We start from the raw sequence: 26,877 nt of genomic DNA on the forward strand, positions 1-26,877 counted from the left end.
CCGCTTAAGTGAACGGCATTGCCATTATGGAGGCTTCTTTTTTTATCCCTGGCAGATGCGCTAATCACCTACCTTAAAACAATATAATCTATTGTTTTAAAACAAAATCAGAATGGGATATCGTCATCGAAATCCATCGGCGGCTCGTTAGACGGCGCTGCCGGAGCGGACTGCTGCGGGCGAGACTGTGCGCCGCCGCTGAACTGATTGCCACCCTGCGGCTGCTGAGGCTGACCCCAACCGCCCTGCGGCTGACCGCCACCGACGTTACCGCCAGCCGGAGCGCCACCGCCCTGACGACCACCCAGCATCTGCATGGTGCCGCCAACGTTCACCACCACTTCCGTGGTGTAGCGATCCTGACCGGATTGATCGGTCCATTTGCGGGTACGCAGCTGACCTTCGATATAAACCTGGGAACCTTTGCGCAGATATTCGCTGGCCACTTCAGCCAGTTTGCCGAACAGCACAACGCGGTGCCATTCAGTCTGCTCTTTCATCTCGCCGGTCGCTTTATCACGCCAGGATTCGGAAGTAGCCAGCGTAATGTTGGCAACTGCGCCACCATTTGGCATGTAGCGTACTTCCGGGTCCTGACCCAGATTACCAACGAGAATAACCTTGTTTACGCCTCTGCTGGCCATGTTCATGTCTCCTGAAAAAAAACGTTCTAATAAGTGTAAACGCGCGATTGTAGCATTACCAATAGCGGTTTTACTATGTTGTGACCTCGGTTCCGCTAAACAATTCTGGTCAAACATTGTTACATCGCGCTCTGGGTTTCACATTCCAACACTGTATATTCATTCAGGTCATTCTGTGTCATAATTAACCGTTTGTGATCGCCGGTAGCACCATGCCACCGGGCAAAAAAGCGTTTAATCCGGGAAAGGTGAATGGATAAGATCGAAGTTCGGGGCGCCCGCACCCATAATCTAAAAAACATCAACCTCGTTATCCCCCGCGACAAACTCATTGTCGTGACCGGGCTTTCGGGTTCTGGCAAATCCTCGCTCGCTTTCGACACCTTATATGCCGAAGGGCAGCGTCGTTACGTTGAATCCCTTTCCGCCTACGCGCGGCAGTTTCTGTCACTGATGGAAAAGCCGGACGTCGACCATATTGAGGGGCTTTCACCCGCCATCTCAATTGAACAGAAATCGACGTCTCATAACCCGCGCTCTACGGTGGGGACAATCACCGAAATCCACGACTATTTGCGTCTGCTGTACGCTCGCGTCGGTGAGCCGCGCTGCCCGGACCACGATGTTCCGCTGGCGGCGCAAACCGTCAGCCAGATGGTGGATAACGTGCTGTCGCAGCCGGAAGGTAAACGTCTGATGCTGCTGGCGCCGATTATTAAAGAGCGCAAAGGCGAACACACGAAAACGCTGGAGAATCTGGCAAGCCAGGGCTACATCCGTGCGCGTATAGATGGCGAAGTCTGCGATCTTTCCGATCCACCGAAACTGGAACTGCAAAAGAAACACACCATTGAAGTGGTTATTGATCGTTTCAAAGTGCGCGACGATCTTACCCAACGTCTGGCTGAGTCGTTTGAAACGGCGCTGGAGCTTTCTGGTGGTACCGCGGTCGTCGCTGATATGGACGATCCAAAAGCGGAAGAACTGCTTTTCTCCGCCAACTTCGCCTGTCCGATTTGCGGCTACAGTATGCGTGAACTGGAACCGCGTCTGTTTTCGTTTAACAACCCGGCGGGGGCCTGCCCGACCTGTGACGGCCTCGGCGTACAGCAATATTTCGATCCTGACCGTGTGATCCAAAACCCGGAACTGTCGCTGGCAGGTGGTGCGATCCGTGGCTGGGATCGCCGCAACTTCTATTACTTCCAGATGCTGAAATCGCTGGCAGATCACTATAAGTTCGACGTCGAAGCACCGTGGGGCAGCCTGAGCGCGAACGTGCATAAAGTGGTGCTGTACGGTTCTGGCAAAGAAAACATCGAATTCAAATACATGAACGATCGTGGCGATACCTCCATTCGTCGTCATCCGTTCGAAGGCGTGCTGCACAATATGGAGCGCCGTTATAAAGAGACGGAATCCAGCGCGGTACGCGAAGAATTAGCCAAGTTTATCAGCAATCGCCCGTGTACCAGCTGCGACGGAACACGTCTGCGTCGGGAAGCACGCCACGTGTATGTCGAGAATACGCCGCTGCCTGCTATCTCCGACATGAGCATTGGTCATGCGATGGAGTTTTTCAACAATCTCAAACTCGCTGGTCAGCGGGCGAAGATTGCGGAAAAAATCCTCAAAGAGATTGGCGATCGTCTGAAATTCCTCGTTAACGTCGGTCTGAACTATCTGACACTTTCCCGCTCGGCAGAAACACTTTCCGGCGGTGAAGCCCAGCGTATCCGTCTGGCGAGCCAGATTGGCGCGGGCCTGGTTGGTGTGATGTACGTGCTCGATGAGCCGTCTATCGGCCTGCATCAGCGCGATAACGAACGCCTGCTGGGTACACTTATCCATCTGCGCGATCTCGGTAATACCGTGATTGTGGTGGAGCACGACGAAGACGCTATTCGCGCCGCTGACCACGTTATCGACATTGGCCCGGGCGCTGGTGTACACGGTGGTGAAGTGGTCGCGGAAGGTCCGCTGGAAGCGATTATGGCGGTGCCGGAGTCGTTGACCGGGCAGTACATGAGCGGCAAACGCAAGATTGAAGTGCCGAAGAAACGCGTTCCGGCGGATCCGGAAAAAGTGTTGAAGCTGACAGGCGCGCGTGGCAACAACCTGAAAGACGTGACGCTGACACTGCCAGTCGGTCTGTTTACCTGCATCACAGGAGTTTCAGGTTCCGGTAAATCGACGCTAATTAACGACACGCTGTTCCCGATTGCCCAACGTCAGTTGAATGGTGCGACCATCGCCGAACCGGCACCGTATCGCGATATTCAGGGACTCGAGCATTTCGATAAAGTCATCGATATCGACCAAAGCCCGATTGGTCGTACTCCGCGTTCTAACCCGGCGACCTATACCGGCGTGTTTACGCCTGTACGTGAACTGTTTGCGGGCGTACCGGAATCCCGCGCGCGCGGTTATACGCCAGGACGTTTCAGCTTTAACGTCCGTGGCGGTCGTTGCGAAGCCTGTCAGGGCGATGGCGTGATCAAAGTGGAGATGCACTTCCTGCCGGATATTTACGTACCGTGCGACCAGTGCAAAGGTAAACGCTATAACCGTGAAACGCTGGAGATTAAGTACAAAGGCAAAACCATCCACGAAGTGTTGGATATGACCATCGAAGAAGCGCGTGAGTTCTTCGATGCCGTACCGGCGCTGGCGCGTAAGCTGCAAACATTGATGGACGTTGGCCTGACGTACATTCGCCTCGGGCAGTCCGCAACCACGCTTTCCGGCGGTGAAGCCCAGCGCGTGAAGCTGGCGCGTGAGCTGTCAAAACGCGGCACCGGGCAGACGCTGTATATTCTCGACGAGCCGACTACCGGCCTGCACTTCGCCGATATTCAGCAACTGCTCGACGTGCTGCATAAACTGCGCGATCAGGGCAACACCATTGTGGTGATTGAGCACAATCTCGACGTAATCAAAACCGCCGACTGGATTGTCGACCTGGGACCAGAAGGCGGTAGCGGTGGCGGCGAGATCCTCGTCTCCGGTACGCCAGAAACCGTCGCGGAGTGCGAAGCATCACACACGGCACGCTTCCTCAAGCCGATGCTGTAATCCTTAAGGCCGCTTTCTGAGCGGCCTCAGATTATTGACAAAGTGCGCTTTGTTCTTGCCGGATGCGGCGTGAACGCCTTATCCGGCCTACAAAAACATGCAATTTCAATATATTGCAGGGATTACGTAGGCCTGATAAGCGTAGCGCATCAGGCAATTTTGCGTTTGTCATCATTCTCAGGCCGCTTGCTGAACGGCCTCAGATTATTAACAAAGTGCGCTTTGTTCTTGCCGGATGCGGCGTGAATGCCTTATCCGACCTACATAAACATGCAATTTCAATATATTGCAGGGATTACGTAGGCCTGATAAGCGTAGCGCATCAGGCAATTTTGCGTTTGTCATCATTCTCAGGCCGCTTGCTGAACGGCCTTTTCCTTTCAGAGTTACGCCAGCAATTTACGTTTTTCTTCCGGCAGCAAATTCACCGCCTGCTGATACGACGCATCGACCAGATAATAGATTTGCGAATCCGGCAACGAGCCGTCGAGATATACGGTGCTCCAGTGCGCTTTGTTCAGATGCCGACTGGGACGAACATCGCTATGCTGCTGTCGCAAAAGCTCGGCCAGCGCAGGGCTGGTTTTCAGCGAAACCGCTGGGCGATTTTCCACTTCTTTCACCATCGCAAACAGCACATCTTCCACTTTGATTTGCGTTGCTTTCCAGTCACTATGCACACTCTGTTCTGCGCCTGGTTTTGCCATGCAATATTGTAGCAACTCCGAAATGGTCATTTTTTACTCCCCTTGTAGTGTCGCGATAATGCGACGCGAACCGCCGTGGATGCGATGTTCCCCAAGCCATATTCCCTGCCAGGTGCCGGTCTGAATACGCCCCTGATGCACTGGCAATACGAGCGATACCCCCAGCATCGAGGATTTGATATGAGAAGGCATATCGTCTGCCCCTTCATAGTCATGCTCATAGTTTCCGTTGTCGGGAACGGTGCGGAGGAAAAAACGCTCCATGTCATAGCGTACTGTGGGGTCGCAATTCTCATTAAGTGTCAGAGAGGCGGAAGTGTGTTGCAGCAACAGGTGCAGTAAACCGACATTAACACGCGGCATATCAGCTAGTTGAGTCAGGATTTCATCCGTTACCAAATGAAACCCACGAGATTTAGCGCTAAGCGTGAGCGTCTTTTGAAACCACATGTGCTGCTCCTTGATAAAACTCTCTTAATCAGTTTGCAGCAAGACAGCGAAAGGATAAAGGTGCGATTAAAAAAACAGCATTCGGGAGAGTCAGGCGCTCTCCCGACTTATCAGTATTCTGAATTGATGATCACCTCTTCATCGAATGCACCCGCTTGTGGCAAGGGTTTGTAGGTGGAGTTGGAGGCTCGCAGAATGCGGATGCCACGGATGCCAACATCACGTGCAGCGGTAATATCGTTATCGGAATCACCATAAAAAATTCGGATATTTTTATCCTGTAGCCACTGCGTTTTTGTATTTTGTCCTGCTTTATCGCCCGCAAAAATCACCGGGTTCATACTGGTTGCAGGAATGTGAAAGTCATCAGCCAGCGTTTTTGACACTGTTTCAGTTTTCGTAGGGCTACGACCTGTCACAAAGAAAATGGTGTCGCCACGGCGGACATGCATATCAATCAGCTGACGCGCGACCTCTTTTGGAATACTAAATTCATCCCAACCGTTGTTCATCTTTTCCCAGAATGCTGGGTTTTTTAGATAATCTTCGCTTTCTGGCGAGAACGTTTTTTTGCCGCGCCAGAATCCAGGGCTGGAAAACAGAACAGTGTCATCAATATCAAACCCAACAGCCATCTGTGGGCGTCCTGCCAGACTGTTCTCAATTTGGGCGACTGAAACCCAATGAATTGGTGCCTGTTCAGCGAGTTTGGCTACGTTAGTACCCGGATTAAGCGGTGAAGGTGATGAGGCCAGGGCAACAGCGGAACTGTTTAGAGCGAACAATAAGCAAACGGCACTCAATGCCTGTGTGATCTTGCGCATATTTTTCCCTAAATAGTCAGTAAGTTAAAACTTTTTATTGTGAGATTTGTTGAAAAAACCATCTGACCATAACGCCAGCAGCGGAGGAAAGGAAGGATTATCTGCGGTTTTGTTAGAGAAAGGGAGCAGGATCACATGAGAGAAGTTCGTGTTTTTTAATAGCTTAATGTCTATCCATGGAGTAGGTATATCCATTTAGTCCGTGGTTAATATCGCTTACCAGAAGTGAGCGGCTTTATATGAGGGGCAGAATATTTCTTTCTCTCTATTCTCAATGATACTAATTATATCAACAAGTTAAAATTGAGCAGGCGGCTGTTCAACCACCTGCTAACGACATTACATCACGGCTGCAAACGCCTTCGCCACGCGATGCACATTTTGCGCATTAAGTCCGGCAACACACATGCGGCCGCTGGCAATCAGGTAAACACCAAACTCTTCACGCAGTCGGTCAACCTGAGCAGCGCTTAAACCGGTATAACTGAACATGCCGCGCTGCTTAAGCAGATAACCAAAATTGCGTTCTGGCATCTCTTTACTCAATACCTTCACCAGTTCCTGACGCATCGCCAGAATACGGGTACGCATTTCTTCCACTTCTGCCAGCCAGCTAGCTTTTAACGCCGCATCATTCAGCACCGTAGCCACCACCTGCGCACCAAAATTCGGCGGGCTGGAGTAGTTGCGGCGAACAGTTGCTTTCAACTGCCCCAGTACGCGACCTGCGGCTTCGGCATCTTCACACACCACAGAAAGACCGCCGACACGCTCACCGTAGAGGGAGAAAATTTTCGAGAATGAATTGCTCACCAGAGCAGGTAATCCGACGCTGGCGATCGCGCGAATGGCATAGGCATCTTCTTCCATACCGGCACCAAATCCTTGATAGGCAATATCGAGGAATGGGATAAGCTCGCGTGCTTTGAGAATTTCAATCACCGCATCCCACTGGTCGTTGGTGAGATCGGCGCCCGTTGGGTTATGACAACAAGGATGCAGCAGCACAATGCTGCGGGCAGGTAATGTTTTCAGCGTCGCCAACAGGTCATTAAAACGCACGCCGTTAGTCGCTTCGTCATACCAGGGGTAAGTATTCACTTCGAATCCAGCCCCAGCGAATATTGCCACATGGTTTTCCCAGGTGGGATCGCTGACCCAGACGCCTGATTCCGGGAAGTAGCGTTTCAGGAAGTCAGCGCCTACTTTTAATGCCCCCGAACCACCGAGCGTCTGAATGGTCGCCACACGCTGTTGTTGTAGCACCGGATGGTCAGCGCCAAACAGCAGCGGCGAAATGGCATGGCGATAGCTGTTCAGCCCTTCCATCGGTAAATAAAGCGAAGCGCCATGAGGTTGTGCATTCAGACGCGCTTCCGCTTCCGCGACAGCTTTTAGTTGCGGAATAATCCCGTCTTCGTTGTAGTACAGACCGATACTCAAATTCACTTTGTCGCTTCGAGTGTCTTCTTTAAAACGCTCCATAAGCGAAAGAATCGGGTCGCCAGCATAGGCGTCAACTTTTTGAAACACGCGATGGTTCTCCAGGTTTACGGGCAGGTGGTTAAAACACAATAAACCGGAAAATGGCGAAGATCGAGAGGATGTTCAGCGACGAACGGCAATTAACCAGAGGGTAAGACTGATGACAAACGCAAAACCACCAGAAGCATGACGTTTATCAGGCCTATGCGAGAATATCAATTTATTGAATTTACAAGATATTACGTGCCGGATAAGGCATTCACGCCGCATCCGGCACAGACAATCAACTATTACAGAACGATTAATCCACGTATTTCATCGCGACCCTTGACGTCAGGCGCGTGATAAGTTCGTAAGCACTCACTTTTGTTATTTCTGCGATACGCTCTACGGGCAAACCTTCACCCCATAAAATGACCTGGTCCCCAGCTTTATCCTGCGCCTGTGGACCTAAATCTACGCAAATCATATCCATCGCCACGCGACCAACAATCGGCACTTCACGACCATTAACCAGCACTGGCGTACCGGACGGCGCGGCGCGCGGGTAGCCATCGCCATAGCCCATCGCCACCACGCCAAGGCGGGTATCGCGCTCGCTAATCCAGGTGCCGCCATAGCCTACCGGTTCACCCGCTGTATGCTCACGCACGGCAATCAGGCTGGAGGTCAGAGACATCACTGGCTGGCAACCGAAATCAGCACCGGTGGAGCCATCTTCCAGCGGTGACACGCCGTAAAGAATGATGCCCGGGCGCACCCAATCAAAATGCGACTGCGGCCATAACAAAATTCCACCCGATGCGGCGATTGAACGCTTGCCGGGTTTGCCTTCGCAAAAGGTATTGAAGATATCGAGTTGTTTCTCAGTCGAGCCGCATTTTGGCTCATCAGCGCGAGCAAAGTGGCTGACAATATTCACCGGCTGACGGACGTTTTTACATTGCGTAAGACGTTGATAAAACGCCTCAGCTTGTTCCGGTAAAACGCCCAGTCGGTGCATACCGGTGTCGAGTTTCATCCAGACGGTAACTGGCTCCTCCAGACTGGCCTCTTCCAGAGCAGCAAGCTGTTCTTCGTTATGCACGGCGGTATGCAGATGTTCAGCGGAAATCGTCGGCAGATCGTCTGCTTCAAAAAAGCCTTCCAGTAACAATATAGGTTGCGTGATGCCCCCTGCTCTAAGCCGCAGGGCTTCTTCGAGACGGGCTACGCCAAAGGCGTCGGCATCAGGAAGCGTTCGCGCGGTTTCAAGAAGACCGTGACCATAAGCGTTCGCTTTCACCACCGCAACCAGTTTACTGGCGGGGGCCAGTTCACGCAGACGTTGCAAGTTGTGTCGCAGAGCGCGGCGGTTAATCACTACAGTTGCCGCTTGCATTTGTATTCCTTGATAAGTGTTTGCTTTAATTACCTAATACATAAAATAATTATTATTCGTCATCGTACTGCGGCCCCGCGTAGTTGTCGAAGCGCGACCATTGACCGTTAAAGGTCAGGCGTACCGTCCCGATTGGGCCGTTACGTTGTTTACCGATAATAATTTCCGCGATGCCTTTCAAATCACTGTTCTCGTGATAAACCTCATCACGATAGATAAACATGATCAAGTCCGCATCCTGCTCGATGGAGCCGGATTCACGCAAGTCGGAGTTGACCGGACGTTTGTCGGCACGTTGTTCCAGAGAACGGTTCAACTGGGACAGGGCCACCACCGGCACATTCAGTTCTTTTGCCAGCGCCTTCAGCGAGCGGGAGATTTCCGCAATTTCCAGCGTACGGTTGTCGGAAAGTGACGGCACACGCATCAGCTGCAGGTAGTCGATCATGATAAGCCCGATGCCGCCGTGCTCACGGGCAATACGACGCGCGCGCGAGCGCACTTCCGTTGGCGTCAGACCGGAGGAGTCATCAATATAGATGTTACGTTTCTCGAGCAAAATGCCCATCGTGCCGGAAATACGCGCCCAGTCTTCATCATCCAGTTGCCCGGTACGGATTTTGGTCTGGTCAACGCGCGACAGCGATGCCAGAGAACGCATCATAATCTGTTCCGATGGCATCTCCAGCGAGAAGATAAGTACCGGTTTATCCTGCAACATCGCCGCATTTTCGACGAGGTTCATCGCAAATGTCGTTTTACCCATCGACGGACGCGCCGCGACGATAATCAAGTCCGACGGCTGCAAACCGGCGGTTTTTTTGTTGAGATCGTCATAGCCGGTGTTTACGCCAGTAACGCCATCATGCGGCTGCTGGAACAGTTGCTCAATACGCGCCACGGTAGCGTCGAGCACATCGGCGATGTTCTTCGGCCCTTCGTCTTTATTGGCGCGACTTTCGGCAATTTTAAAGACGCGGGATTCAGCCAGGTCCAGCAGGTCTTCGCTGGTGCGCCCTTGCGGATCAAAACCGGCTTCGGCAATCTCATTAGCAACTGAGATCATCTCACGAACAACGGCACGTTCGCGCACGATGTCAGCATAAGCGCTGATGTTCGCCGCACTTGGCGTATTTTTTGACAGTTCTGCCAGATAAGCGAAACCACCGACGCTATCAAGTTGCCCCTGGCGCTCCAGCGATTCCGCCAGAGTTATCAGGTCTATCGGGCTACCACCTTCCTGCAAACGCGCCATTTCGGTAAAGATATGGCGGTGCGGACGGGTGTAGAAATCGTCTGCCACTACACGCTCGGCCACATCGTCCCAGCGTTCGTTATCCAGCATTAAACCGCCCAACACCGACTGCTCCGCTTCGATCGAGTGCGGAGGCACTTTCAGCCCGGCAACTTGTGGATCGCGTTCGCGAAGCTCAGCCTGCTGTTTGTTGAAGGGTTTATTTCCAGCCATAGTGAATGGAGTTACCTGCTGTTAAAAAGGGATAGAGAGTATAGCGAGAAACAGTTTCTCGCTACAGCATTTAACGCCCCCGTCTTCCGGTAGAAGCGCGAATTTGCAGGGTTGGGCGATAGACGTAATGGCTGAGCGGTGCGTCTGGCTGCGCAATACGCCGTAAAATTTGCTGCGCCGCCTGTTTCCCCAGAGCCAATGGTTCTACCGCAATTGTGGTTAACGGCGGGTTACTGTAAGCACAAGCCGCCACGCCATCATTACCAATCAACGAAATATCTTCCCCGGCAAATAATCCTCTTTCGCCCAGTGCCGACTCCGCGCCAAAAGCCATTAAATCGTTATAACAAATCACCGCTGTGGGTGGCGAAGGCGTATCCAACAGTTGTTGCATCAACTGGTAACCGTTGGCCTGAGTCGGTTCAGCGCGAAGCGAAAAAGCATCAGTGCTCCACGGCTGTAAATCATGATGGTTCATCGCCTCCAGGTATCCCTGATAACGCATATGGTGCGTAAGTCCCCCAATAAACACGATGTCTCTGTGCCCTTGTTGAATGAGATATTCCGTAGCTTCCCGGACGCCTGCGTGGCTGTCCACGCCAACGTAATCGACGGGCAATTGTTGCCAGTCCAGAGGGCGCATTGTGATTAATAAGGGTGTGGAACTGTTGGCATAACGCTGTAAATCGGCTTCTGAGGTGCTGTTTACTGGACAGAGGACAATGCCCGCGACGTGGTGTTCCAGCAAGGTATCAAGTACCTGTTTTTGCCGATCGCTACGCTGGGAGGTATTGGACATTACGGTGATAAAACCGTGCTCCGCCAGCGTGATCTCAAGGCCCATTGTAAATTCAGCGAAAAAAGGGTTGGTCAAATCATCAATCACCACGCCGATAGTCAGCGATTTTTGCGAACGCAGATTGGCAGCAAAACGGTTATAGACATAGCCTAATTGCTCAATGGCTTGCTGGACTTTTTGTTGCGTCTCTTTTTTGATAAGCGGACTGTCGTTGAGTACCAGCGACACGGTCGATTTCGAAACGCCAGCCGCACGTGCAACATCGGTTAATGTTACCCGCTTTCTTCCTGTATCCGACTTCGCCATGACTACTCCAACCCCCATAAGATCAAGGCATTTACTTTATCATAATCTCCTTTTACTCATGCGATCCGTTAACGTCGGGGATCGCAGGAGATCGTCGTTTCGATCACAGATTCATACTTCCCTTGTTGTGTTTTTTGCACGCCAATCGTACAAATTACGCATAAATTAGATCGTTCCAATTAATTTATAATTACTATCATATTGTTTTACATGCATATTTTTAATTATTTTTATATCGAAATAAGGAAATTATTATGTGCTCTGTACGCACGATCACTGCATCGGAAGCTGCAGATTTGATTGCTGATGGCGCAGTTGTCACCGTCTCCTCCTCCAGTGGAATGGGGTGTCCGGATGCCGTGCTGGCAGCAATAGGTGAACGCTTTCAACATGCCGGACATCCGCAAAACATCACCAGCATCCACCCTATCGCCGCAGGTGATATGTATGGCGTAAAAGGCATCGATCATCTGGCGCAATCGGGTTTACTGGCAAAAGTGATCGCTGGCTCCTACCCCTCCGGGCCATCATCAATGACGCCTCCGCTAATCTGGCAAATGATCAATGACAACGCGATCCCCGCCTGGAATCTGCCTTCCGGGATCTTATTTGATATGCACCGGGAAGCGGCGGCTCATCGTCCTGGCGTGCTGACACAAACAGGCATGGATACCTATGTGGATCCCCTGTTGCAGGGCGGCGCAATGAATGAAAAAGCGGCGCAACAATCTCTGGTTGAACGTGTTCGATTTGCTAACGACGACTGGCTGTTTTTCCCCAGCATCGTGCCCCAGGTAGCGATCATTCGCGCTACCACTGCCGATGAACGCGGCAACCTGACTTATGAACATGAAGGGGCTTATCTTGGGCCACTGGAACAGGCCACAGCTGTTCGCAATAACGGTGGCATCGTAATTGCGCAGGTAAAACGGCAGGTTGCCGCCGGAAGTCTGAAACCAAAAGAGGTGCGTATTCCGGGTGTACTGGTGGATTACATCGTGATTGCGCCGGAACAAACACAAACCACGCAAACACAATACGAACCTGCCATTTCCGGCGAAATCAGTCGTCCGCTGTCCGCCTTTCGTTATATGGAACATGGCCCGGCGCGGGTTATTGCCCAGCGAGTCGCGCAAGAACTACAAAGTGGAGATGCGGTAAATATTGGCTTTGGTATTTCTGCCAATGTACCGCGTATTTTACTGGAACAAGGTCGCCACGGTGATGTCACCTGGCTGCTGGAACAGGGCGCAATTGGCGGAGTTCCACTACTGGAATTTCAATTCGGCTGCACCTCTAATGCAGAAGCATTTTTACCCTCTCCCCAGCAGTTCACCTATTTCCAGGGCGGGGGTTTTGATCTCACTCTGATGTCATTTTTACAAATCGGCGCAGATGGCTCAGTAAACGTCTCGCATCTGCCTGCCCGTCCACATGTCACTGCCGGATGCGGTGGGTTTATTGATATCACTTCACATGCGAAGCGAATTATTTTCTCTGGCTTTTTCAATGCTGGTGCCCAGCTGCAACTGGATGATGGTCAGCTGCGTATCATTAAAGAAGGCAAAGCCAAAAAGCTGGTGCAAGAAGTCGCCCACGTGACGTTCTCCGGCAAACGCGCAATAAGACTCGGGCAGCAAGTGCAGTACATCACTGAACGCTGCGTTCTGGAATTAACACCAGACGGGCTACTGGTCACAGAAATTGCCCCTGGTATTGATCCTGAACGCGACATTCTCGCCCAAAGCGATGCCCCACTCCGTCTGGCAGACGATCTCAAGCTAATGAATCCCCACTATTTTCAACAAGGACGTCACCATGAATAACGGCACTATTGACCTCCAGCGCAACGGTTTCATTGCCACTCTGGTGATTAATCGTCCGGCGAAACTCAACGCATTAACCCCGGAGATGCTTGAACAGCTGCTGACACATTGCCACACGTTGGAAACGGATTCGGAGATCCGCGTGGTTCTGCTGACCAGCGCCAGTGAAAAAGCGTTTTGTGTCGGTGCGGATATTCATCGCTGGACCTCTCTTTCTGCACTTGATATGTGGCGCAACTGGATCCGCCGCGGTCATCAGGCATTTGACGCTCTGGCACAACTGCCACAACCCGTAATCGCCCTGGTGCACGGACTGGCTTATGGCGGTGGTCTGGAACTGGCTGCTACCGCCGATATCCGTATTTGTAGCGCCGAGGCTCGGATGGCGCTACCAGAAACCGGACTGGCGACAGTGCCTGGCTGGTCAGGAACGCAGCGGCTGACGGCACTACTTGGGCGTTCACTGGTGAAAGAACTGGTATTTACCGGCGAACCACTAGATGCACAGCGTGCGCTGTCCTGCGGGCTGGTGAATCGTGTTGTCGCCAGGGAAACGTTACACGACGCCGGGCTGCAACTGGCACAACGTATCGCCCAACGTGCTCCGGTTGCTGTGCAGATCGCCAAGCAAGTTATCGATGCCGGAGAAGGTATTGCCGTTGCCTCGACGCTTGAAGCGCTTGCTGGCGCTTTTTCCGCCACTACTGAAGATGCTCGTGAAGGAAGTCAGGCATTCGCCGAGAAGCGTCTCCCGCACTTTCAGGCGCGCTGAAAGCCTCTTACAAGGAAAGAAAGATAATGAATATGACAACCTCTGTTCCCCAAACGCCTTCTTTATTCCGGCGAATAATGACAAAACTTGCGGCCTTTGCGCCTGGCATCTTTCTTATTGGCTACAGCATTGGGACAGGCAGTATCACCACTATGGCGAAAGCGGGTGCAAACTATGGCGTCTCGCTGATGTGGGCCGTGGCGCTTTCTTGCATTGTTACCTGGTTTTTAATCCGTATTTATGGTCGTTATGCTTCCGTCACAGGTGAACGCGCGTTGACTGCATTTCGTCGCCATATCCATCCTGGCGTTGCTATGTTGTTTCTGATCGGGTTAACCGTTGCCGTCAGTGGTTCCATTATGGGGGTAATGGGCATTCTGGCGGATGTAATGGCAACATGGTCCACGACCTGGTTTAGTGGCGGTATCTCAGCACTCGCATGGGCTATCGCGATGGTCATTATGATTAACGTGATGCTCTGGACCAACAGCAACGCCGGGTTCGACAAAATCCTCTCCGCGCTGGTTGGCATTATGGGGCTGGCGTTTGTGATTAATTTTTTCATTATGATGCCGCCGGTCGCAGATCTGCTGGCCGGATTTATTCCGTCTGTTCCCGATCCTGTCGCTGGCGATAACAGTACGCCATTTCTGATAATTTCTGGCATGGTGGGTACAACCGTAGCGCCAGCAATGTTTCTTATGCGCACGACTCTGGTAAAAAGTAATGGTTGGGGTGTGGACAATCTGCCTCATCAAAATCGTGATGCCATTGTCAGTGCAGGAATGATGTTCATCATCAGTGCGGCGGTGATGGCTGCGGCTGCGGGTACGTTGTATCAAACTGGCACAGGTTTAAATAACGCCTCGCAAATGGTCATTATTCTCGAACCTATTGCTGGCTCGGCTGCCGTGGGACTATTTGTTATTGGTATTGTTGCTGCCGGGCTTTCCAGTCAGTTCCCGAATTTACTGTTAACGCCCTGGCTGCTGGCTGACTGGCGTGATACCAGCAACGAAGTTAGCCCAGGTTACCGTATCCTGATGACGGTTATGTCTCTGCTTTGTCTGGTTGTGCCGCTGTTCCACGCACGCCCGGTATTGGTGATGATTGCCAGCCAGGCCTTTAACGCCATTATTCTGCCGCTGACTGTTTTATGTATGTTCTGGCTGGCGAACAAGCCTTCGTTAATGGGCGAATATCGTTGCTCACGCTGGGAAAACGTCATGTTTATTGCCATAAGCGCATTTACGCTAATCATGGGCTATATGGCAATGAGCGGCTTAATCGAAAGTCTGATGAAATAGGTGGGACGCAATGATTGACGAAACGCTAACGGCGCTCACTGATATCAAAATGCCCCATTACGCACCGCTGGCTCAAGCCAGCGGTAGTATCGACCTTAACGGCGCCATTTTACCTGAGTACCGCTGCAACACGCTGGTGCTAGGCAGTGGTGCTGCCGGATGGCGAGCTGCCGTCGAGCTGAAACGGCAAAATATCGATGTCATGGTCGCTTCCAGCAAAGTTTTCTGGGGCACTTCCGCCTGTTCTGGTTCTGATAAACAAACTCTCCACACCGCCAATACCCGTGCAAATGGTGACCATTTTCTGGCATTAAGTGACACTCTGGCGGCGGGCGGTTCGATGGATCATGACACTGCCTATGTTGAAGCCGTCGGCTCAGTGAACACCTGTGAAGTACTGAAATATCTGGGTCTGGATCTGCCAGAAGATCTCTTTGGCGCAACGTTGCGTTATCAAACCGATCACGATGAGTTCGGTCGCGCCACCAGTTGCGGCCCACGAACTTCTCGCCTGATGGTTAAAGTTCTGGCTCTGGAGGCAATGCGCCTTAATATTCCTCTGCGCGATCACACAACGGCGATTCGTATCCTGACCCGCGGTGAAGGAGAAAACAGACGAGTCGTAGGGGTGATCGCTATCGATAAAGCCTGTCGGGATAATCCCTGGCGAATGATAGTGATTCGCTGCCAACATCTGGTTTTAGCCACGGGCGGGCCAGGTGAACTTTATCGTGACAGTGTCTATCCGGTGAACTGTTTTAGTGCGTTGGGCATGGCGTTGGAAGCAGGTATAAGCCTGGTGAATCTTACGGAGAGTCAGTTTGGTATCGGTACACCGCGCAGCCAATTTCCGTGGAATCTTTCCGGTACTTACATGCAAGCGATGCCGCGCATCTACTCGCAGGACCACTCCGGACGTCAGTATAATTTTCTGGCAGCTTATTACCCCACGACTCGTATGCTGGCCTCCGCGATATTTCGCAAAGGTTACCAGTGGCCGTTTCACGCGGAACGAATGCTGGAATATGGCTCCAGCCTGCTGGATGTCGCGGTGTATGAGGAGACACAAAAAGGGCGCGATGTTTTCCTCGATTTTCTGCGGGAACCCGAACCCGCAGCGGACGGAACGCCATTCAACCTGCGGGAACTGGATGATGATGTCATCGACTATCTGCAACAAAATCACGCCCTGCTGGCGCAACCGCTGGCGCGATTAACACAGATGAATCCTCTGGCTATTCGTTTGTATCAGATGCATGGTCATGATCTCACAGCCTCACCGCTAAAATTTACGCTAAACAATCAACATCTTAATGGCGGAATTGATGTTGATATTTGGGGGCGTACATCGCTAACTGGTTGTTATGCTGCCGGAGAAAATGCCGGAACACATGGTGTGACGCGTCCTGGTGGGTCGGCGCTCAATGCCGGGCAAGTTTTCGCCCGCCGCTGTGCATTGCATATTGCTCATCAGAAAAGTCAGGACCTCCCTCTCGAGAGGCAACAAATTCTCAGCACGATTAATGAGGCGCAACAGTTCCTGAATCAGGGGCTGCTGCGCGACGACGTGCGAGAAACGATACAAAATACCATGAGCCACCATGCTGCAATTTTGTGTCATACGCAGGGGATCAACACTGCCGCGCAAACCATAGCAACACTTTGTGAAGATATTCGCCGGGAAGGCATTCAAAGCAATGAAAACAGCCTCGCCCAATCTTTCCAGTGGCGGCAAAGTGCGCAACTGGCGCTGGCTGTACTGCGCTCTTTACAATGCTATATCGAAAATGGTGGCGGGAGCCGTGGCGCCAGGGCTGTCTATGATGGCGAAGCCGGTATCGCACCGCAAACGCCAGGTGGGCCACTCCTGACCTGGCGTTTTCGACCAGAAAATCAGGATGCCCGGCAATACATGATTTGTGTTTGTCTGGAAGCTAATGATTGCCATGCCTGGATTCGCTTGTGCCGTGAGCGGGGCGTATTAACGCTAACCAACTTTGAGCGCCAGTGGCAAAACTGGATTGCGGCGACGCTGTTTCAATACTGACCAGAGATATTCCGGGTTGTGACCACAGCCCGGAAAAAATCCCCGCGCGGCCCGGCGACTACTGTTAGGCTTAAAACAGATATGTCGCTCAGTAAAGGAGTTTAAATGGCAACACGCATCGAATTTCACAAGCACGGTGGCCCGGAAGTTCTGCAAGCCGTGGAGTTCACGCCTGCCGATCCGGCGGAGAATGAAATCCAGGTCGAAAATAAAGCCATTGGCATTAATTTTATCGACACGTATATCCGCAGCGGCCTTTATCCGCCGCCATCGCTGCCCAGTGGATTAGGCACAGAAGCGGCTGGCATCGTGAGCAAAGTCGGTAGCGGCGTGAAGCATATTAAAGCAGGCGATCGCGTGGTTTATGCACAGTCAACGTTAGGGGCTTACAGCTCTGTGCATAACGTCAATGCCGATAAAGCCGCAATTCTTCCCGCGGCGATCTCTTTTGAGCAAGCCGCTGCATCATTCCTGAAAGGCTTAACGGTTTATTATCTGCTACGCAAAACGTATGAAATCAAACCTGACGAACAGTTCCTGTTCCATGCGGCTGCTGGCGGCGTGGGCTTAATTGCCTGTCAGTGGGCAAAAGCCTTAGGGGCAAAACTTATTGGCACCGTGGGAACGGCGCAAAAAGCGCAAAGCGCCTTAAAAGCCGGGGCATGGCAGGTCATTAACTATCGCGAAGAGAATCTGGTCGAGCGGTTAAAAGAGATCACCGACGGCAAGAAAGTGCGCGTAGTGTACGATTCCGTGGGCAGAGATACCTGGGAACGCTCGCTGGATTGCCTGCAACGTCGCGGTTTAATGGTCAGTTTTGGCAACTCATCAGGCGCGGTGACGGGTGTGAACTTAGGCATTCTCAATCAGAAAGGCTCGCTGTATGTGACACGCCCTTCCCTGCAAGGCTATATCACCACGCGGGAAGAGTTAACTGAAGCCAGTAATGAACTGTTTTCTTTGATTGCCAGCGGCGTAATTAAAGTGGATGTCGCAGAACATCAGAAGTACCCGCTGAAGGATGCGCGGCGTGCGCATGAGATTCTGGAAAGCCGGGCGACGCAGGGTTCCAGCTTACTGATTCCATAAAGAAATTGGGCTTCCACCTGGGAAGCCCTTTCTTTTATAGTTCGGCTGTATGTAGGGTACAGCTCGATGAATTTGTTTGACGCGCAATAGTGACAGATTTGATTATCAATTCCTATTTTGTTCTAAGGATAAAACCCGAGGTTGTGATCATCCGCACAATCCCTTAGTAACGCCAGCGGTCATAACGCTGATATTTAGGCACTTTTGGCGCTTTAATCGCCTTGATCACCCACACTACAGCAATCGCCAACAGCAGCCACGGCAGCAACTTAATCATCAATGCCAGCATCCCACCGAGGAACATAATGGCCGTCGCCACAACCAGCGCAGCGATAATGCCCAGCAATGAAACGCCGGTGACCATCAACATGACAAAAAAGCCAATCACAAAAAGTAGTTCCAGCATGATGTTCTCCCAAAAATGAAATCTCTTGCTGGCTTTACAAGAATCATGCCAGAAATAACATATTGATTTATCAACAAAACGCCCGCGTCGAAGCGCAGGGCGTGGTGAATTTGACTACTTTGTGGTGAAAAATTAACGCTTATCCGCTACCAGTTTGAGCGCATGTTCCAGCACGTTAATGTCAGCGCCCGCTTTATGGGCATTTTCACTTAAATACCGCCGCCACTGCCGCGCACCAGGAATCCCCTGGAACAGCCCCAGCATATGCCGGGTGATATGACCGAGATACGTCCCCTGGCTGAGTTCACGCTCAATGTACGGATACATAGCGCGTACCACCGCCACCGGATCGGCATCGGTATCCGAGGAACCAAATATCTCTCGATCCACCGCCGCCAGAATGCCTGGGTTTTGATACGCTTCACGCCCGACCATCACGCCATCCATATGTTGCAGGTGTGCTTTAGCCTCTTCCAGTGACTTGATGCCGCCGTTAATCGACATAGTCAGATGCGGGAAATCACGCTTCAGTTGATAGACACGCGGGTAATCGAGCGGCGGGATCTCACGGTTTTCTTTCGGACTTAAACCAGAAAGCCAGGCTTTGCGCGCATGGATAATAAACATCTCGCATTCGCCTTTGCCGGAAACAGTGTCGATAAAATCACAGAGAAATTCATAGCTGTCCTGGTCGTCAATGCCAATACGCGTTTTCACCGTCACTGGAATCGACACAACATCGCGCATCGCTTTTACGCAGTCAGCCACCAGTTGCGCATTCCCCATCAGGCACGCGCCAAACATGCCGTTCTGTACCCGGTCTGACGGGCAGCCGACATTCAGGTTGATCTCATCATATCCGCGCGCTTCTGCCAGCTTCGCACACTGCGCCAGCGCCGCCGGATCGCTACCGCCCAACTGCAACGCCACCGGATGCTCTTCTTCACTGTATGCCAGGTAATCACCTTTACCGTGAATAATCGCCCCTGTGGTCACCATTTCGGTATAGAGCAGCGTATTACGGGAGAGCAGACGCAGGAAATAACGGCAGTGTCTGTCCGTCCAGTCGAGCATAGGAGCAATAGAGAAACGGTATGCGGGATAAGCGGTTTGTGATTCTGCTGACATGGCGATTTTTTAAGCATCTGGTGAATTGGGGGCGCTACTATAGCATAACGAATATGCGATCAGGCAATGTGGCAGCTTCGATGCCCGGTTGTCGGTGTTTAAGTGAGAATTATGGTAAAGTAAGGACATTTTTAACCCCACTTTCGAGGTGCACAATGGAAAAGACCACAACGCAGGAGTTATTGGCGCAGGCTGAAAAACTCTGCGCGCAGCGTAATGTGCGCCTGACTCCGCAACGTCTCGAAGTGCTGCGCCTGATGAGCCTGCAAGAAGGGGCTATCAGCGCCTACGATCTACTTGATTTGCTGCGCGAAGCCGAGCCACAAGCCAAGCCGCCGACGGTTTATCGCGCGCTCGATTTTCTGCTTGAACAAGGTTTTGTGCATAAGGTGGAATCCACTAACAGTTATGTGCTCTGTCATCTGTTCGATCAGCCCACCCATACGTCAGCCATGTTTATTTGCGATCGCTGCGGCGCAGTGAAAGAAGAGTGTGCAGAAGGCGTGGAAGACATTATGCATACGCTGGCGGCAAAAATGGGGTTTGCCCTGCGGCATAATGTGATTGAAGCACATGGACTCTGTGCGGCATGTGTGGAAGTTGAAGCGTGTCGTCATCCTGAACAGTGCCAGCATGATCACTCTGTGCAGGTTAAGCAGGTTAAAAAGAAACCGCGTTAAGAGGGCGTACATCCTTGTACACGTCGGGCAGGAGGGATTAATTACCAGCGGTAATCATGGCGTTTTTCCCAGCTATCAACCTCTTTTTCTGCCTGATCTTTCTGGTAACCGTAACGTTCCTGGATTTTACCCACTAACTGGTCACGCTTACCTTCAATGACCGTCATGTCATCATCGGTCAGTTTGCCCCATTGCTCTTTCACTTTACCTTTGAACTGTTTCCAGTTACCGCCGACTTCGTCTTTATTCATATTCAAATCCTCATCGTTAGGTGGTGAATGAGAGTACGCTCACTTTTCTTCTGAACGTGGGATTAAGTGTAGTCAGGAATTTGGCTTAGGATTATTTATTCAGAATTTTTAACCGTCACGTTGCTGAAAACCAGGTTCCATTACGCCAGTGACGACGCCAGATAACCGCCAGTGAAAGCCCGCGCAGCGCCAGAAAGACGGTTAACGCCAGCCATAAACCATGGTTACCCAACCACGGCAACGTCAGTAGCGTCAAAGCGAACCCTGCTGCTGCGACTGCCATACTATTGCGCATTTCGGCAGCGCGCGTTGCGCCAATAAACATACCATCCAGCAGATAACACCAGACTCCTACCAGCGGTAAAATAACCTGCCAGATTAGGTAGCGATCGGCCAGATTCTGGATCTGAGTTAACGACGTTAGCAACGCGATGATATGTTCACCCGCCAGCAAATAAACCACCGAAAACAACAATGCCACGATCCCCGACTGGCGGCACGCTGCGCGCCAGACATCCAGTAACTGGCTACCGTCGCGCGCACCATACGCCTGACCGGAGTGGGCTTCAACCGCGTAGGCAAAACCATCCAGCGCATAGGCTGTAAAGGTGAGTAACGTCATCAGGACTGCGTTGACGGCGATAATATCGCTCCCCAGTCGCGCGCCAAGTACGGTGATCGCGCCGAAACAGAGTTGCAACAACAGCGAGCGCAGCATGATATCGCGGTTAAGCGCCAGCAAGCGACGGAAGTTTCCTCGCCAGGCAGTTTTCAGCATTTCGCCGGAGATGCCACGTAGTTTGAGGATTTTACGCACCATTAGCAGACCAATCAGCAATGTTGCATATTCCGCAATAACCGTCGCCAGCGCCGCACCCTGCACGTTCATATGCAGCCCCATCACCAGCCAGACATCCAGCACAATGTTGAGGATATTGCCAACCACTAACAAAATCACTGGCGCGCGGGCATATTGCACGCCGAGCAACCAGCCGAGCAGCACCAGATTCGCCAGCGACGCCGGTGCGCTTAACCAGCGGATTGCAAGAAATCGCCGCGCCTGTTCCAGAACCGCTTCGCTACCACCAACAATATGCAGCGCCAGCTCGATAATCGGCGTACGCAGTAACGCAATCAACGCTCCGGCCCCCAGAGCCAGCAGCAACGGCTGCACCAGTGCACGCGCCAATGCCTGAGGATTTTTGGCACCATAAGCCTGTGCAGTAAGCCCGGTAGTGCTCATACGCAAAAACAGCAACAGCATAAAGAGAAAACTGGTCGCCGTTGCGCCAACCGCCACGCCGCCCAGATAAACCGGACTATCAAGATGACCAATGACCGCCGTATCAACCAGTCCCAGCAAGGGAACGGTGATATTGGAGAAAATCATGGGTAAAGCCAGATGCCAGAGTGCCTTATCAGATGAAGTGAGGAATGCCATGCAGACAAGCCTGATGAAGAGAGATTAAAAACAAACCGCGATGCCAGGCGGCATCGCGGTATCAGAGATAGATTACAGCCAGTCGCCGTTGCGAATAACACCAACCGCCAGCCCTTCAATGCTGAAGCTCTGCTGACGAAGGTCAACGACAATGGGTTTAAACTCGCTATTTTCTGGCAGAAGTTCGACTTTATTACCCTGTTTTTTCAGACGCTTAACGGTAACTTCGTCATCTATACGCGCGACAACGACCTGACCATTACGCACATCCTGGGTTTTATGCACTGCCAGCAAGTCGCCGTCCATAATGCCGATATCTTTCATCGACATCCCACTGACGCGCAGCAGGAAATCGGCATTCGGTTTGAACAGGGAAGGATCGACCTGATAATGACCTTCAATATGCTGCTGCGCCAGAAGCGGTTCACCGGCAGCCACACGGCCCACCAGCGGCAACCCTTCTTCCTCTTCCTGCAACAGACGAATCCCGCGCGATGCGCCGGAAACAATTTCAATAACGCCTTTGCGTGCCAGCGCCTTCAGATGTTCTTCTGCCGCATTTGGGGAACGGAACCCCAAACGCTGCGCGATTTCCGCACGCGTCGGCGGCATACCTGTCTGGCTGATGTGATCACGGATGAGATCAAACACCTCTTGTTGCCTGGCCGTTAACGCTTTCATTCCGCCCCCTGGGTGTATATACAGTTATGCTGTGAGTATATACAGCAAAAGGTGATTTTGGAACCATAAACTACACAATAAACCAGAGATTTATCGAATTCTGGAAGGGTTATCCAAAATGCGACCATAACAGAATGCACCAAGTAATCACGGCGACGATAATGGCGATCAGCACCGCGGCAGAGCCCATATCTTTCGCCCGCCCGGAAAGCTCATGGTATTCAGAGCCAATACGGTCAACCACCGCTTCGATGGCACTATTGAGAATTTCCACAATCATCACCAGCATGACAGAACTAATAAGCAATACTCGGGTTATTGCATCCACATCCAGCCAACAGGCAATAACAACTGCCAACAATACCGCGACACCTTCCTGACGGAATGCCGCTTCGTTGCTCCATGCGGCACGTAAACCTTTCCAGGAATAGCCAGCAGCTTTGATAATTCGGGTGAATCCAGTGGTATTATTGGCCATCGAAAGAACCTTTTTACATTATGAGCGTCAATATCAGTGTACCGTTGAATCCGAAGATTACGGTTAGCGTAACGTCGCGCGAAACATGAGCGGATACCACAGAATTTCCCATGACTTTCTGCTATCCTTCCCGCGCATTTGCATTATTAACCAGAGGCTTTACATCGTTTATGTCCGGCTGGCCACGAATTTACTACAAATTACTGAATTTACCATTAAGCATCCTGGTAAAAAGCAAGTCTATTCCGGCAGATCCTGCCCCGGAACTGGGACTGGATACCTCTCGTCCAATTATGTACGTTTTACCGTACAACTCAAAAGCGGATTTGCTGACGTTGCGCGCCCAGTGCCTGGCGCACGACCTGCCTGACCCATTAGAGCCGCTGGAAATAGACGGCACGTTACTACCGCGCTATGTGTTTATTCATGGCGGGCCGCGTGTTTTCACCTATTACACACCGAAAGAAGAGTCTATTAAGCTGTTCCACGACTATCTCGATCTGCACCGCAGCAACCCAAATCTGGATGTGCAGATGGTGCCGGTATCGGTGATGTTTGGTCGTGCGCCGGGGCGCGAAAAAGGTGAAGTTAACCCGCCACTGCGCATGCTCAACGGCGTACAGAAATTTTTCGCCGTGCTATGGCTCGGTCGCGACAGTTTTGTGCGCTTCTCTCCGTCAGTTTCGCTGCGCCGTATGGCGGATGAACACGGCACGGATAAAACCATCGCCCAAAAACTGGCACGCGTGGCGCGTATGCACTTTGCCCGCCAGCGTCTGGCTGCCGTAGGGCCGCGCCTGCCAGCTCGTCAGGATCTGTTTAACAAACTGCTCGCCTCCCGCGCCATTGCCAAAGCGGTAGAAGACGAAGCGCGCAGCAAAAAAATCTCCCATGAAAAAGCGCAGCAGAATGCTATTGCACTGATGGAAGAGATTGCTGCGAACTTCTCTTACGAGATGATCCGCCTGACTGACCGTATTCTGGGCTTCACCTGGAACCGACTTTATCAGGGCATCAACGTCCATAACGCCGAGCGCGTTCGCCAGTTGGCCCACGACGGTCATGAGCTAGTGTATGTGCCTTGCCACCGCAGCCACATGGACTACCTGCTGCTTTCTTACGTGCTGTATCACCAGGGGCTGGTGCCGCCGCATATCGCCGCCGGGATCAACCTGAATTTCTGGCCTGCCGGGCCGATTTTCCGCCGTCTGGGTGCATTCTTTATTCGCCGCACGTTTAAAGGCAATAAACTCTATTCCACGGTTTTCCGTGAGTATCTCGGCGAACTGTTCAGCCGTGGTTATTCCGTCGAGTACTTTGTGGAAGGCGGTCGTTCGCGTACAGGCCGTTTGCTGGACCCGAAAACCGGTACGCTGTCGATGACCATTCAGGCGATGCTGCGTGGCGGCACACGTCCGATTACGCTGATTCCGATCTACATCGGTTATGAGCACGTCATGGAAGTGGGTACTTACGCCAAAGAACTGCGCGGGGCAACGAAAGAGAAAGAGAGCCTGCTGCAGATGCTGCGCGGTTTAAGCAAGCTGCGTAATCTCGGTCAGGGCTATGTCAACTTCGGTGAACCAATGCCGTTGATGACCTACCTTAACCAGCACGTGCCAGACTGGCGTGAATCTATCGATCCCATCGAAGCGGTGCGTCCGGCCTGGTTAACGCCGACGGTCAATAACATTGCTGCCGATCTGATGGTACGCATTAACAACGCGGGCGCCGCAAACGCCATGAACCTGTGCTGTACTGCGCTGCTGGCGTCACGTCAGCGCTCACTCACCCGCGAGCAGTTAACCGAGCAACTCAACTGCTATCTGGATTTGATGCGCAACGTGCCTTACTCCACGGACTCTACCGTTCCTTCAGCCAGTGCCAGCGAGCTTATCGATCACGCGCTGCAGATGAACAAGTTTGAAGTTGAGAAGGATACGATCGGCGACATCATCATTCTGCCGCGCGAGCAAGCAGTGCTGATGACCTACTATCGCAACAACATTGCGCATATGTTGGTGCTGCCTTCGCTGATGGCGGCAATTGTCACCCAGCATCGCCACATCTCCCGCGACGTATTGATGGAGCACGTCAATGTGCTGTATCCGATGCTGAAAGCGGAGCTGTTCCTGCGCTGGGAGCGCGACGAGTTGCCGGGCGTTATTGATGCGCTGGCGAATGAAATGCAACGCCAGGGGCTGATTACGCTGCAAGATGATGAATTGCATATCAACCCAGCGCATTCCCGCACGCTTCAGTTGCTGGCCGCAGGCGCGCGCGAAACGCTGCAACGTTATGCCATCACTTTCTGGCTGCTGAGCGCCAACCCGTCGATCAACCGCGGTACGCTGGAGAAAGAGAGCCGCACCGTGGCGCAACGTCTCTCCGTGCTTCACGGCATCAACGCGCCAGAGTTCTTCGACAAAGCAGTATTCAGTTCTCTGGTACTGACGCTGCGTGATGAAGGGTATATCAGCGACAGCGGCGACGCCGAACCGACAGAGACGATGAAGGTCTATCAGTTGCTGGCGGAGTTGATTACGTCAGATGTACGTTTGACGATTGAGAGTGCGACGCAAAGCGAAGGGTAATCGGTGAGAGTTGCCGGATGCGGCGCAAACGCCTTATCCGGCCGACCATAATCTGCAAATTCAATAAATTGCGATGTGTTGTGTAGGCCTGATAAGCGCAGCGCATCAGGCAGCCCAGAAGAAAGCCGGATGATCATCCGGCTTTTTTACATCATCAGAAATGCCAGTAACTCATTGCCAGCCCTAAAAACAGCACCAGGCCAACATAGTTATTATTCATAAATGCTTTAAAGCAGGCTTCACGCTCGCGGTTGGCAATCAGTTTTTGTTGATAAACAAACAGAGCGCCAGCCACCAGAATTGACCAGTAATATCCCCAGCCTAAGCCATTTAACTCACCGATGATTGCCATCAGCGCCAGTACGCCAATCTGCAAAATACCGATAATCAACTTATCGTATTGGCCGAACAGAATTGCGGTGGATTTAATGCCAATCTTCACGTCATCGTCACGGTCGACCATCGCATATTGCGTGTCGTAAGCCACCGCCCACAGAATATTGGCAAGGAACATCAGCCAGCAGCTTAACGGCACCGATTCACTCACAGCGGCAAAAGCCATTGGAATCGACCAACCAAACGCCGCACCCAGCACCACTTGCGGTAAATGGGTATACCGCTTCATAAACGGGTAAACCCACGCCAGCGCCAGTCCGGCAATCGACAACAGAATGGTCATCGTGTTCAGTGTCAATACCAGTAAGAACGAAATCAGCACCAGCACCACAAATAGCGTTCGCGCCTCTTTCTCCGTAACCGCACCGCTGGGAAGTGGTCGGTTTGCCGTGCGCTTAACATGGCCGTCAAACTTACGGTCAGCATAGTCATTCACCACGCAACCGGCGGCGCGCATCAGCCAGACGCCTGCGACAAACACCGCCAGGATCCAGAGTTGGGGAACACCTGGGGTCGCCACCCACAGCGCCCACAACGTTGGCCAGAGCAGCAGTAACGCGCCAATTGGCTTATCCGTACGCATTAAGCGGTGAAACGCCAGCAGCTTATTTTGCGTCAGACTCCACTCCATATTTTTTTCCT

The 26,877-nt window shown here is 52.1% G+C and carries 23 protein-coding genes; 8 read left to right on the plus strand and 15 right to left on the minus strand.

Annotated features, from left to right (window positions below):
- Window positions 1-107 precede the first annotated feature (107 nt).
- The gene (gene ssb1, locus FEK46_RS19750; protein WP_000168309.1) at window positions 108-644 is read right to left on the minus strand and encodes a single-stranded DNA-binding protein SSB1; all 537 of its coding nucleotides are present in this window, start codon (window positions 642-644) and stop codon (window positions 108-110) included.
- Window positions 645-896: 252 nt separating this feature from the next.
- Here ssb1 and uvrA point away from each other — a divergent pair, with 252 nt between their 5' ends.
- Window positions 897-3,719, plus strand: coding sequence for an excinuclease ABC subunit UvrA (uvrA, locus tag FEK46_RS19760; RefSeq protein ID WP_130205822.1), 2,823 nt, complete (start codon window positions 897-899; stop codon window positions 3,717-3,719).
- A 386-nt stretch (window positions 3,720-4,105) separates the two neighbouring features.
- On the opposite strand, the gene FEK46_RS19765 is transcribed toward uvrA, so the two are convergent.
- From FEK46_RS19765 to FEK46_RS19800, 7 genes are all read right to left on the minus strand, one after another.
- On the minus strand, window positions 4,106-4,456 hold the full coding sequence (locus tag FEK46_RS19765) for an MmcQ/YjbR family DNA-binding protein (protein WP_135408646.1): 351 nt from the start codon (window positions 4,454-4,456) through the stop codon (window positions 4,106-4,108).
- Between the two features lie 3 nt (window positions 4,457-4,459).
- Window positions 4,460-4,876 carry a secondary thiamine-phosphate synthase enzyme YjbQ gene (locus FEK46_RS19770; RefSeq protein WP_130205818.1) on the minus strand — a complete coding sequence of 139 codons (417 nt, stop codon included), beginning with the start codon at window positions 4,874-4,876 and terminating at the stop codon, window positions 4,460-4,462.
- Between the two features lie 110 nt (window positions 4,877-4,986).
- On the minus strand, window positions 4,987-5,700 hold the full coding sequence (gene aphA / locus FEK46_RS19775) for an acid phosphatase AphA (protein WP_130205816.1): 714 nt from the start codon (window positions 5,698-5,700) through the stop codon (window positions 4,987-4,989).
- A gap of 339 nt (window positions 5,701-6,039) precedes the next feature.
- Window positions 6,040-7,233: an aromatic amino acid transaminase gene (gene tyrB / locus FEK46_RS19785; RefSeq protein WP_135560233.1), complete on the minus strand. Its 1,194-nt coding sequence runs from the start codon at window positions 7,231-7,233 to the stop codon at window positions 6,040-6,042.
- Window positions 7,234-7,486: 253 nt separating this feature from the next.
- Window positions 7,487-8,566 carry an alanine racemase gene (alr, locus tag FEK46_RS19790; protein WP_135560234.1) on the minus strand — a complete coding sequence of 360 codons (1,080 nt, stop codon included), beginning with the start codon at window positions 8,564-8,566 and terminating at the stop codon, window positions 7,487-7,489.
- A 52-nt stretch (window positions 8,567-8,618) separates the two neighbouring features.
- Window positions 8,619-10,034 (minus strand): replicative DNA helicase, encoded by a 1,416-nt coding sequence (gene dnaB, locus FEK46_RS19795; RefSeq protein WP_130205810.1) that lies wholly within the window; start codon window positions 10,032-10,034, stop codon window positions 8,619-8,621.
- Between the two features lie 70 nt (window positions 10,035-10,104).
- A complete protein-coding gene (locus tag FEK46_RS19800) occupies window positions 10,105-11,139 on the minus strand; it encodes a LacI family DNA-binding transcriptional regulator (RefSeq protein ID WP_135560235.1) in 1,035 nt (344 codons plus the stop codon).
- 254 nt (window positions 11,140-11,393) lie between these two features.
- On the opposite strand from FEK46_RS19800, the gene FEK46_RS19805 reads away from it, so the two are divergent.
- The 5 genes from FEK46_RS19805 to FEK46_RS19825 all read left to right on the plus strand — a co-directional run bounded on the left by FEK46_RS19805 (window position 11,394) and on the right by FEK46_RS19825 (window position 18,180).
- Window positions 11,394-12,965 (plus strand): malonate decarboxylase subunit alpha, encoded by a 1,572-nt coding sequence (locus tag FEK46_RS19805; protein ID WP_135560236.1) that lies wholly within the window; start codon window positions 11,394-11,396, stop codon window positions 12,963-12,965.
- Window positions 12,958-13,737, plus strand: a complete 780-nt coding sequence (locus FEK46_RS19810; RefSeq protein WP_130205804.1) for an enoyl-CoA hydratase/isomerase family protein — start codon at window positions 12,958-12,960, stop codon at window positions 13,735-13,737. Before FEK46_RS19805 ends, FEK46_RS19810 begins: the two co-directional genes overlap by 8 nt.
- A gap of 77 nt (window positions 13,738-13,814) precedes the next feature.
- On the plus strand, window positions 13,815-15,044 hold the full coding sequence (locus FEK46_RS19815; protein ID WP_165383314.1) for an Nramp family divalent metal transporter: 1,230 nt from the start codon (window positions 13,815-13,817) through the stop codon (window positions 15,042-15,044).
- Window positions 15,045-15,054: 10 nt separating this feature from the next.
- Entirely contained in the window at window positions 15,055-17,091 is a 2,037-nt protein-coding gene (locus tag FEK46_RS19820; protein WP_138194807.1) for an FAD-binding protein, read from the plus strand.
- A 105-nt stretch (window positions 17,092-17,196) separates the two neighbouring features.
- On the plus strand, window positions 17,197-18,180 hold the full coding sequence (locus FEK46_RS19825) for a quinone oxidoreductase (RefSeq protein WP_130205798.1): 984 nt from the start codon (window positions 17,197-17,199) through the stop codon (window positions 18,178-18,180).
- 163 nt (window positions 18,181-18,343) lie between these two features.
- Here FEK46_RS19825 and pspG read toward each other — a convergent pair whose 3' ends face one another.
- On the minus strand, window positions 18,344-18,586 hold the full coding sequence (gene pspG / locus FEK46_RS19830; RefSeq protein WP_000891404.1) for an envelope stress response protein PspG: 243 nt from the start codon (window positions 18,584-18,586) through the stop codon (window positions 18,344-18,346).
- A gap of 132 nt (window positions 18,587-18,718) precedes the next feature.
- A complete protein-coding gene (gene dusA / locus FEK46_RS19835) occupies window positions 18,719-19,714 on the minus strand; it encodes a tRNA dihydrouridine(20/20a) synthase DusA (protein ID WP_130205796.1) in 996 nt (331 codons plus the stop codon).
- Between the two features lie 155 nt (window positions 19,715-19,869).
- On the opposite strand from dusA, the gene zur reads away from it, so the two are divergent.
- A complete protein-coding gene (zur, locus tag FEK46_RS19840) occupies window positions 19,870-20,394 on the plus strand; it encodes a zinc uptake transcriptional repressor Zur (protein ID WP_135560237.1) in 525 nt (174 codons plus the stop codon).
- Between the two features lie 41 nt (window positions 20,395-20,435).
- Here the strand turns inward: zur and FEK46_RS19845 are convergent, their stop codons facing one another.
- From FEK46_RS19845 to dgkA, 4 genes are all read right to left on the minus strand, one after another.
- Entirely contained in the window at window positions 20,436-20,645 is a 210-nt protein-coding gene (locus tag FEK46_RS19845; RefSeq protein ID WP_001030602.1) for a CsbD family protein, read from the minus strand.
- A gap of 115 nt (window positions 20,646-20,760) precedes the next feature.
- Window positions 20,761-22,086, minus strand: coding sequence for an MATE family efflux transporter DinF (gene dinF, locus FEK46_RS19850; protein ID WP_130218583.1), 1,326 nt, complete (start codon window positions 22,084-22,086; stop codon window positions 20,761-20,763).
- Window positions 22,087-22,158: 72 nt separating this feature from the next.
- Window positions 22,159-22,767 carry a transcriptional repressor LexA gene (lexA, locus tag FEK46_RS19855; protein ID WP_064525560.1) on the minus strand — a complete coding sequence of 203 codons (609 nt, stop codon included), beginning with the start codon at window positions 22,765-22,767 and terminating at the stop codon, window positions 22,159-22,161.
- Window positions 22,768-22,876: 109 nt separating this feature from the next.
- Window positions 22,877-23,245: a diacylglycerol kinase gene (dgkA, locus tag FEK46_RS19860; protein ID WP_135560238.1), complete on the minus strand. Its 369-nt coding sequence runs from the start codon at window positions 23,243-23,245 to the stop codon at window positions 22,877-22,879.
- A gap of 170 nt (window positions 23,246-23,415) precedes the next feature.
- Between dgkA and plsB the strand changes: the two genes are divergently transcribed.
- Window positions 23,416-25,839, plus strand: coding sequence for a glycerol-3-phosphate 1-O-acyltransferase PlsB (gene plsB, locus FEK46_RS19865; protein ID WP_135560248.1), 2,424 nt, complete (start codon window positions 23,416-23,418; stop codon window positions 25,837-25,839).
- Between the two features lie 154 nt (window positions 25,840-25,993).
- On the opposite strand, the gene ubiA is transcribed toward plsB, so the two are convergent.
- Window positions 25,994-26,866 (minus strand): 4-hydroxybenzoate octaprenyltransferase, encoded by an 873-nt coding sequence (gene ubiA / locus FEK46_RS19870; protein ID WP_130224276.1) that lies wholly within the window; start codon window positions 26,864-26,866, stop codon window positions 25,994-25,996.
- Window positions 26,867-26,877 lie beyond the last annotated feature (11 nt).

The sequence above is a fragment of the Escherichia sp. E4736 genome (genome assembly GCF_005781225.1).
In the GTDB taxonomy this organism is placed as follows: domain Bacteria; phylum Pseudomonadota; class Gammaproteobacteria; order Enterobacterales; family Enterobacteriaceae; genus Escherichia.

Coding starts and splice junctions, on each gene's coding strand:
- FEK46_RS19805 (WP_135560236.1), top strand. CDS start 11,394: ATGTGCTCTGTACGCACGATCACTGCATCGGAAGCTGCAGATTTGATT.
- FEK46_RS19765 (WP_135408646.1), bottom strand. CDS start 4,456: ATGACCATTTCGGAGTTGCTACAATATTGCATGGCAAAACCAGGCGCA.
- FEK46_RS19815 (WP_165383314.1), top strand. CDS start 13,815: ATGACAAAACTTGCGGCCTTTGCGCCTGGCATCTTTCTTATTGGCTAC.
- FEK46_RS19825 (WP_130205798.1), top strand. CDS start 17,197: ATGGCAACACGCATCGAATTTCACAAGCACGGTGGCCCGGAAGTTCTG.
- dnaB (WP_130205810.1), bottom strand. CDS start 10,034: ATGGCTGGAAATAAACCCTTCAACAAACAGCAGGCTGAGCTTCGCGAA.
- pspG (WP_000891404.1), bottom strand. CDS start 18,586: ATGCTGGAACTACTTTTTGTGATTGGCTTTTTTGTCATGTTGATGGTC.
- ubiA (WP_130224276.1), bottom strand. CDS start 26,866: ATGGAGTGGAGTCTGACGCAAAATAAGCTGCTGGCGTTTCACCGCTTA.
- FEK46_RS19770 (WP_130205818.1), bottom strand. CDS start 4,876: ATGTGGTTTCAAAAGACGCTCACGCTTAGCGCTAAATCTCGTGGGTTT.
- FEK46_RS19810 (WP_130205804.1), top strand. CDS start 12,958: ATGAATAACGGCACTATTGACCTCCAGCGCAACGGTTTCATTGCCACT.
- dusA (WP_130205796.1), bottom strand. CDS start 19,714: ATGTCAGCAGAATCACAAACCGCTTATCCCGCATACCGTTTCTCTATT.
- lexA (WP_064525560.1), bottom strand. CDS start 22,767: ATGAAAGCGTTAACGGCCAGGCAACAAGAGGTGTTTGATCTCATCCGT.
- alr (WP_135560234.1), bottom strand. CDS start 8,566: ATGCAAGCGGCAACTGTAGTGATTAACCGCCGCGCTCTGCGACACAAC.
- ssb1 (WP_000168309.1), bottom strand. CDS start 644: ATGGCCAGCAGAGGCGTAAACAAGGTTATTCTCGTTGGTAATCTGGGT.
- aphA (WP_130205816.1), bottom strand. CDS start 5,700: ATGCGCAAGATCACACAGGCATTGAGTGCCGTTTGCTTATTGTTCGCT.
- FEK46_RS19820 (WP_138194807.1), top strand. CDS start 15,055: ATGATTGACGAAACGCTAACGGCGCTCACTGATATCAAAATGCCCCAT.
- uvrA (WP_130205822.1), top strand. CDS start 897: ATGGATAAGATCGAAGTTCGGGGCGCCCGCACCCATAATCTAAAAAAC.
- FEK46_RS19845 (WP_001030602.1), bottom strand. CDS start 20,645: ATGAATAAAGACGAAGTCGGCGGTAACTGGAAACAGTTCAAAGGTAAA.
- plsB (WP_135560248.1), top strand. CDS start 23,416: ATGTCCGGCTGGCCACGAATTTACTACAAATTACTGAATTTACCATTA.
- zur (WP_135560237.1), top strand. CDS start 19,870: ATGGAAAAGACCACAACGCAGGAGTTATTGGCGCAGGCTGAAAAACTC.
- dgkA (WP_135560238.1), bottom strand. CDS start 23,245: ATGGCCAATAATACCACTGGATTCACCCGAATTATCAAAGCTGCTGGC.
- dinF (WP_130218583.1), bottom strand. CDS start 22,086: ATGGCATTCCTCACTTCATCTGATAAGGCACTCTGGCATCTGGCTTTA.
- FEK46_RS19800 (WP_135560235.1), bottom strand. CDS start 11,139: ATGGCGAAGTCGGATACAGGAAGAAAGCGGGTAACATTAACCGATGTT.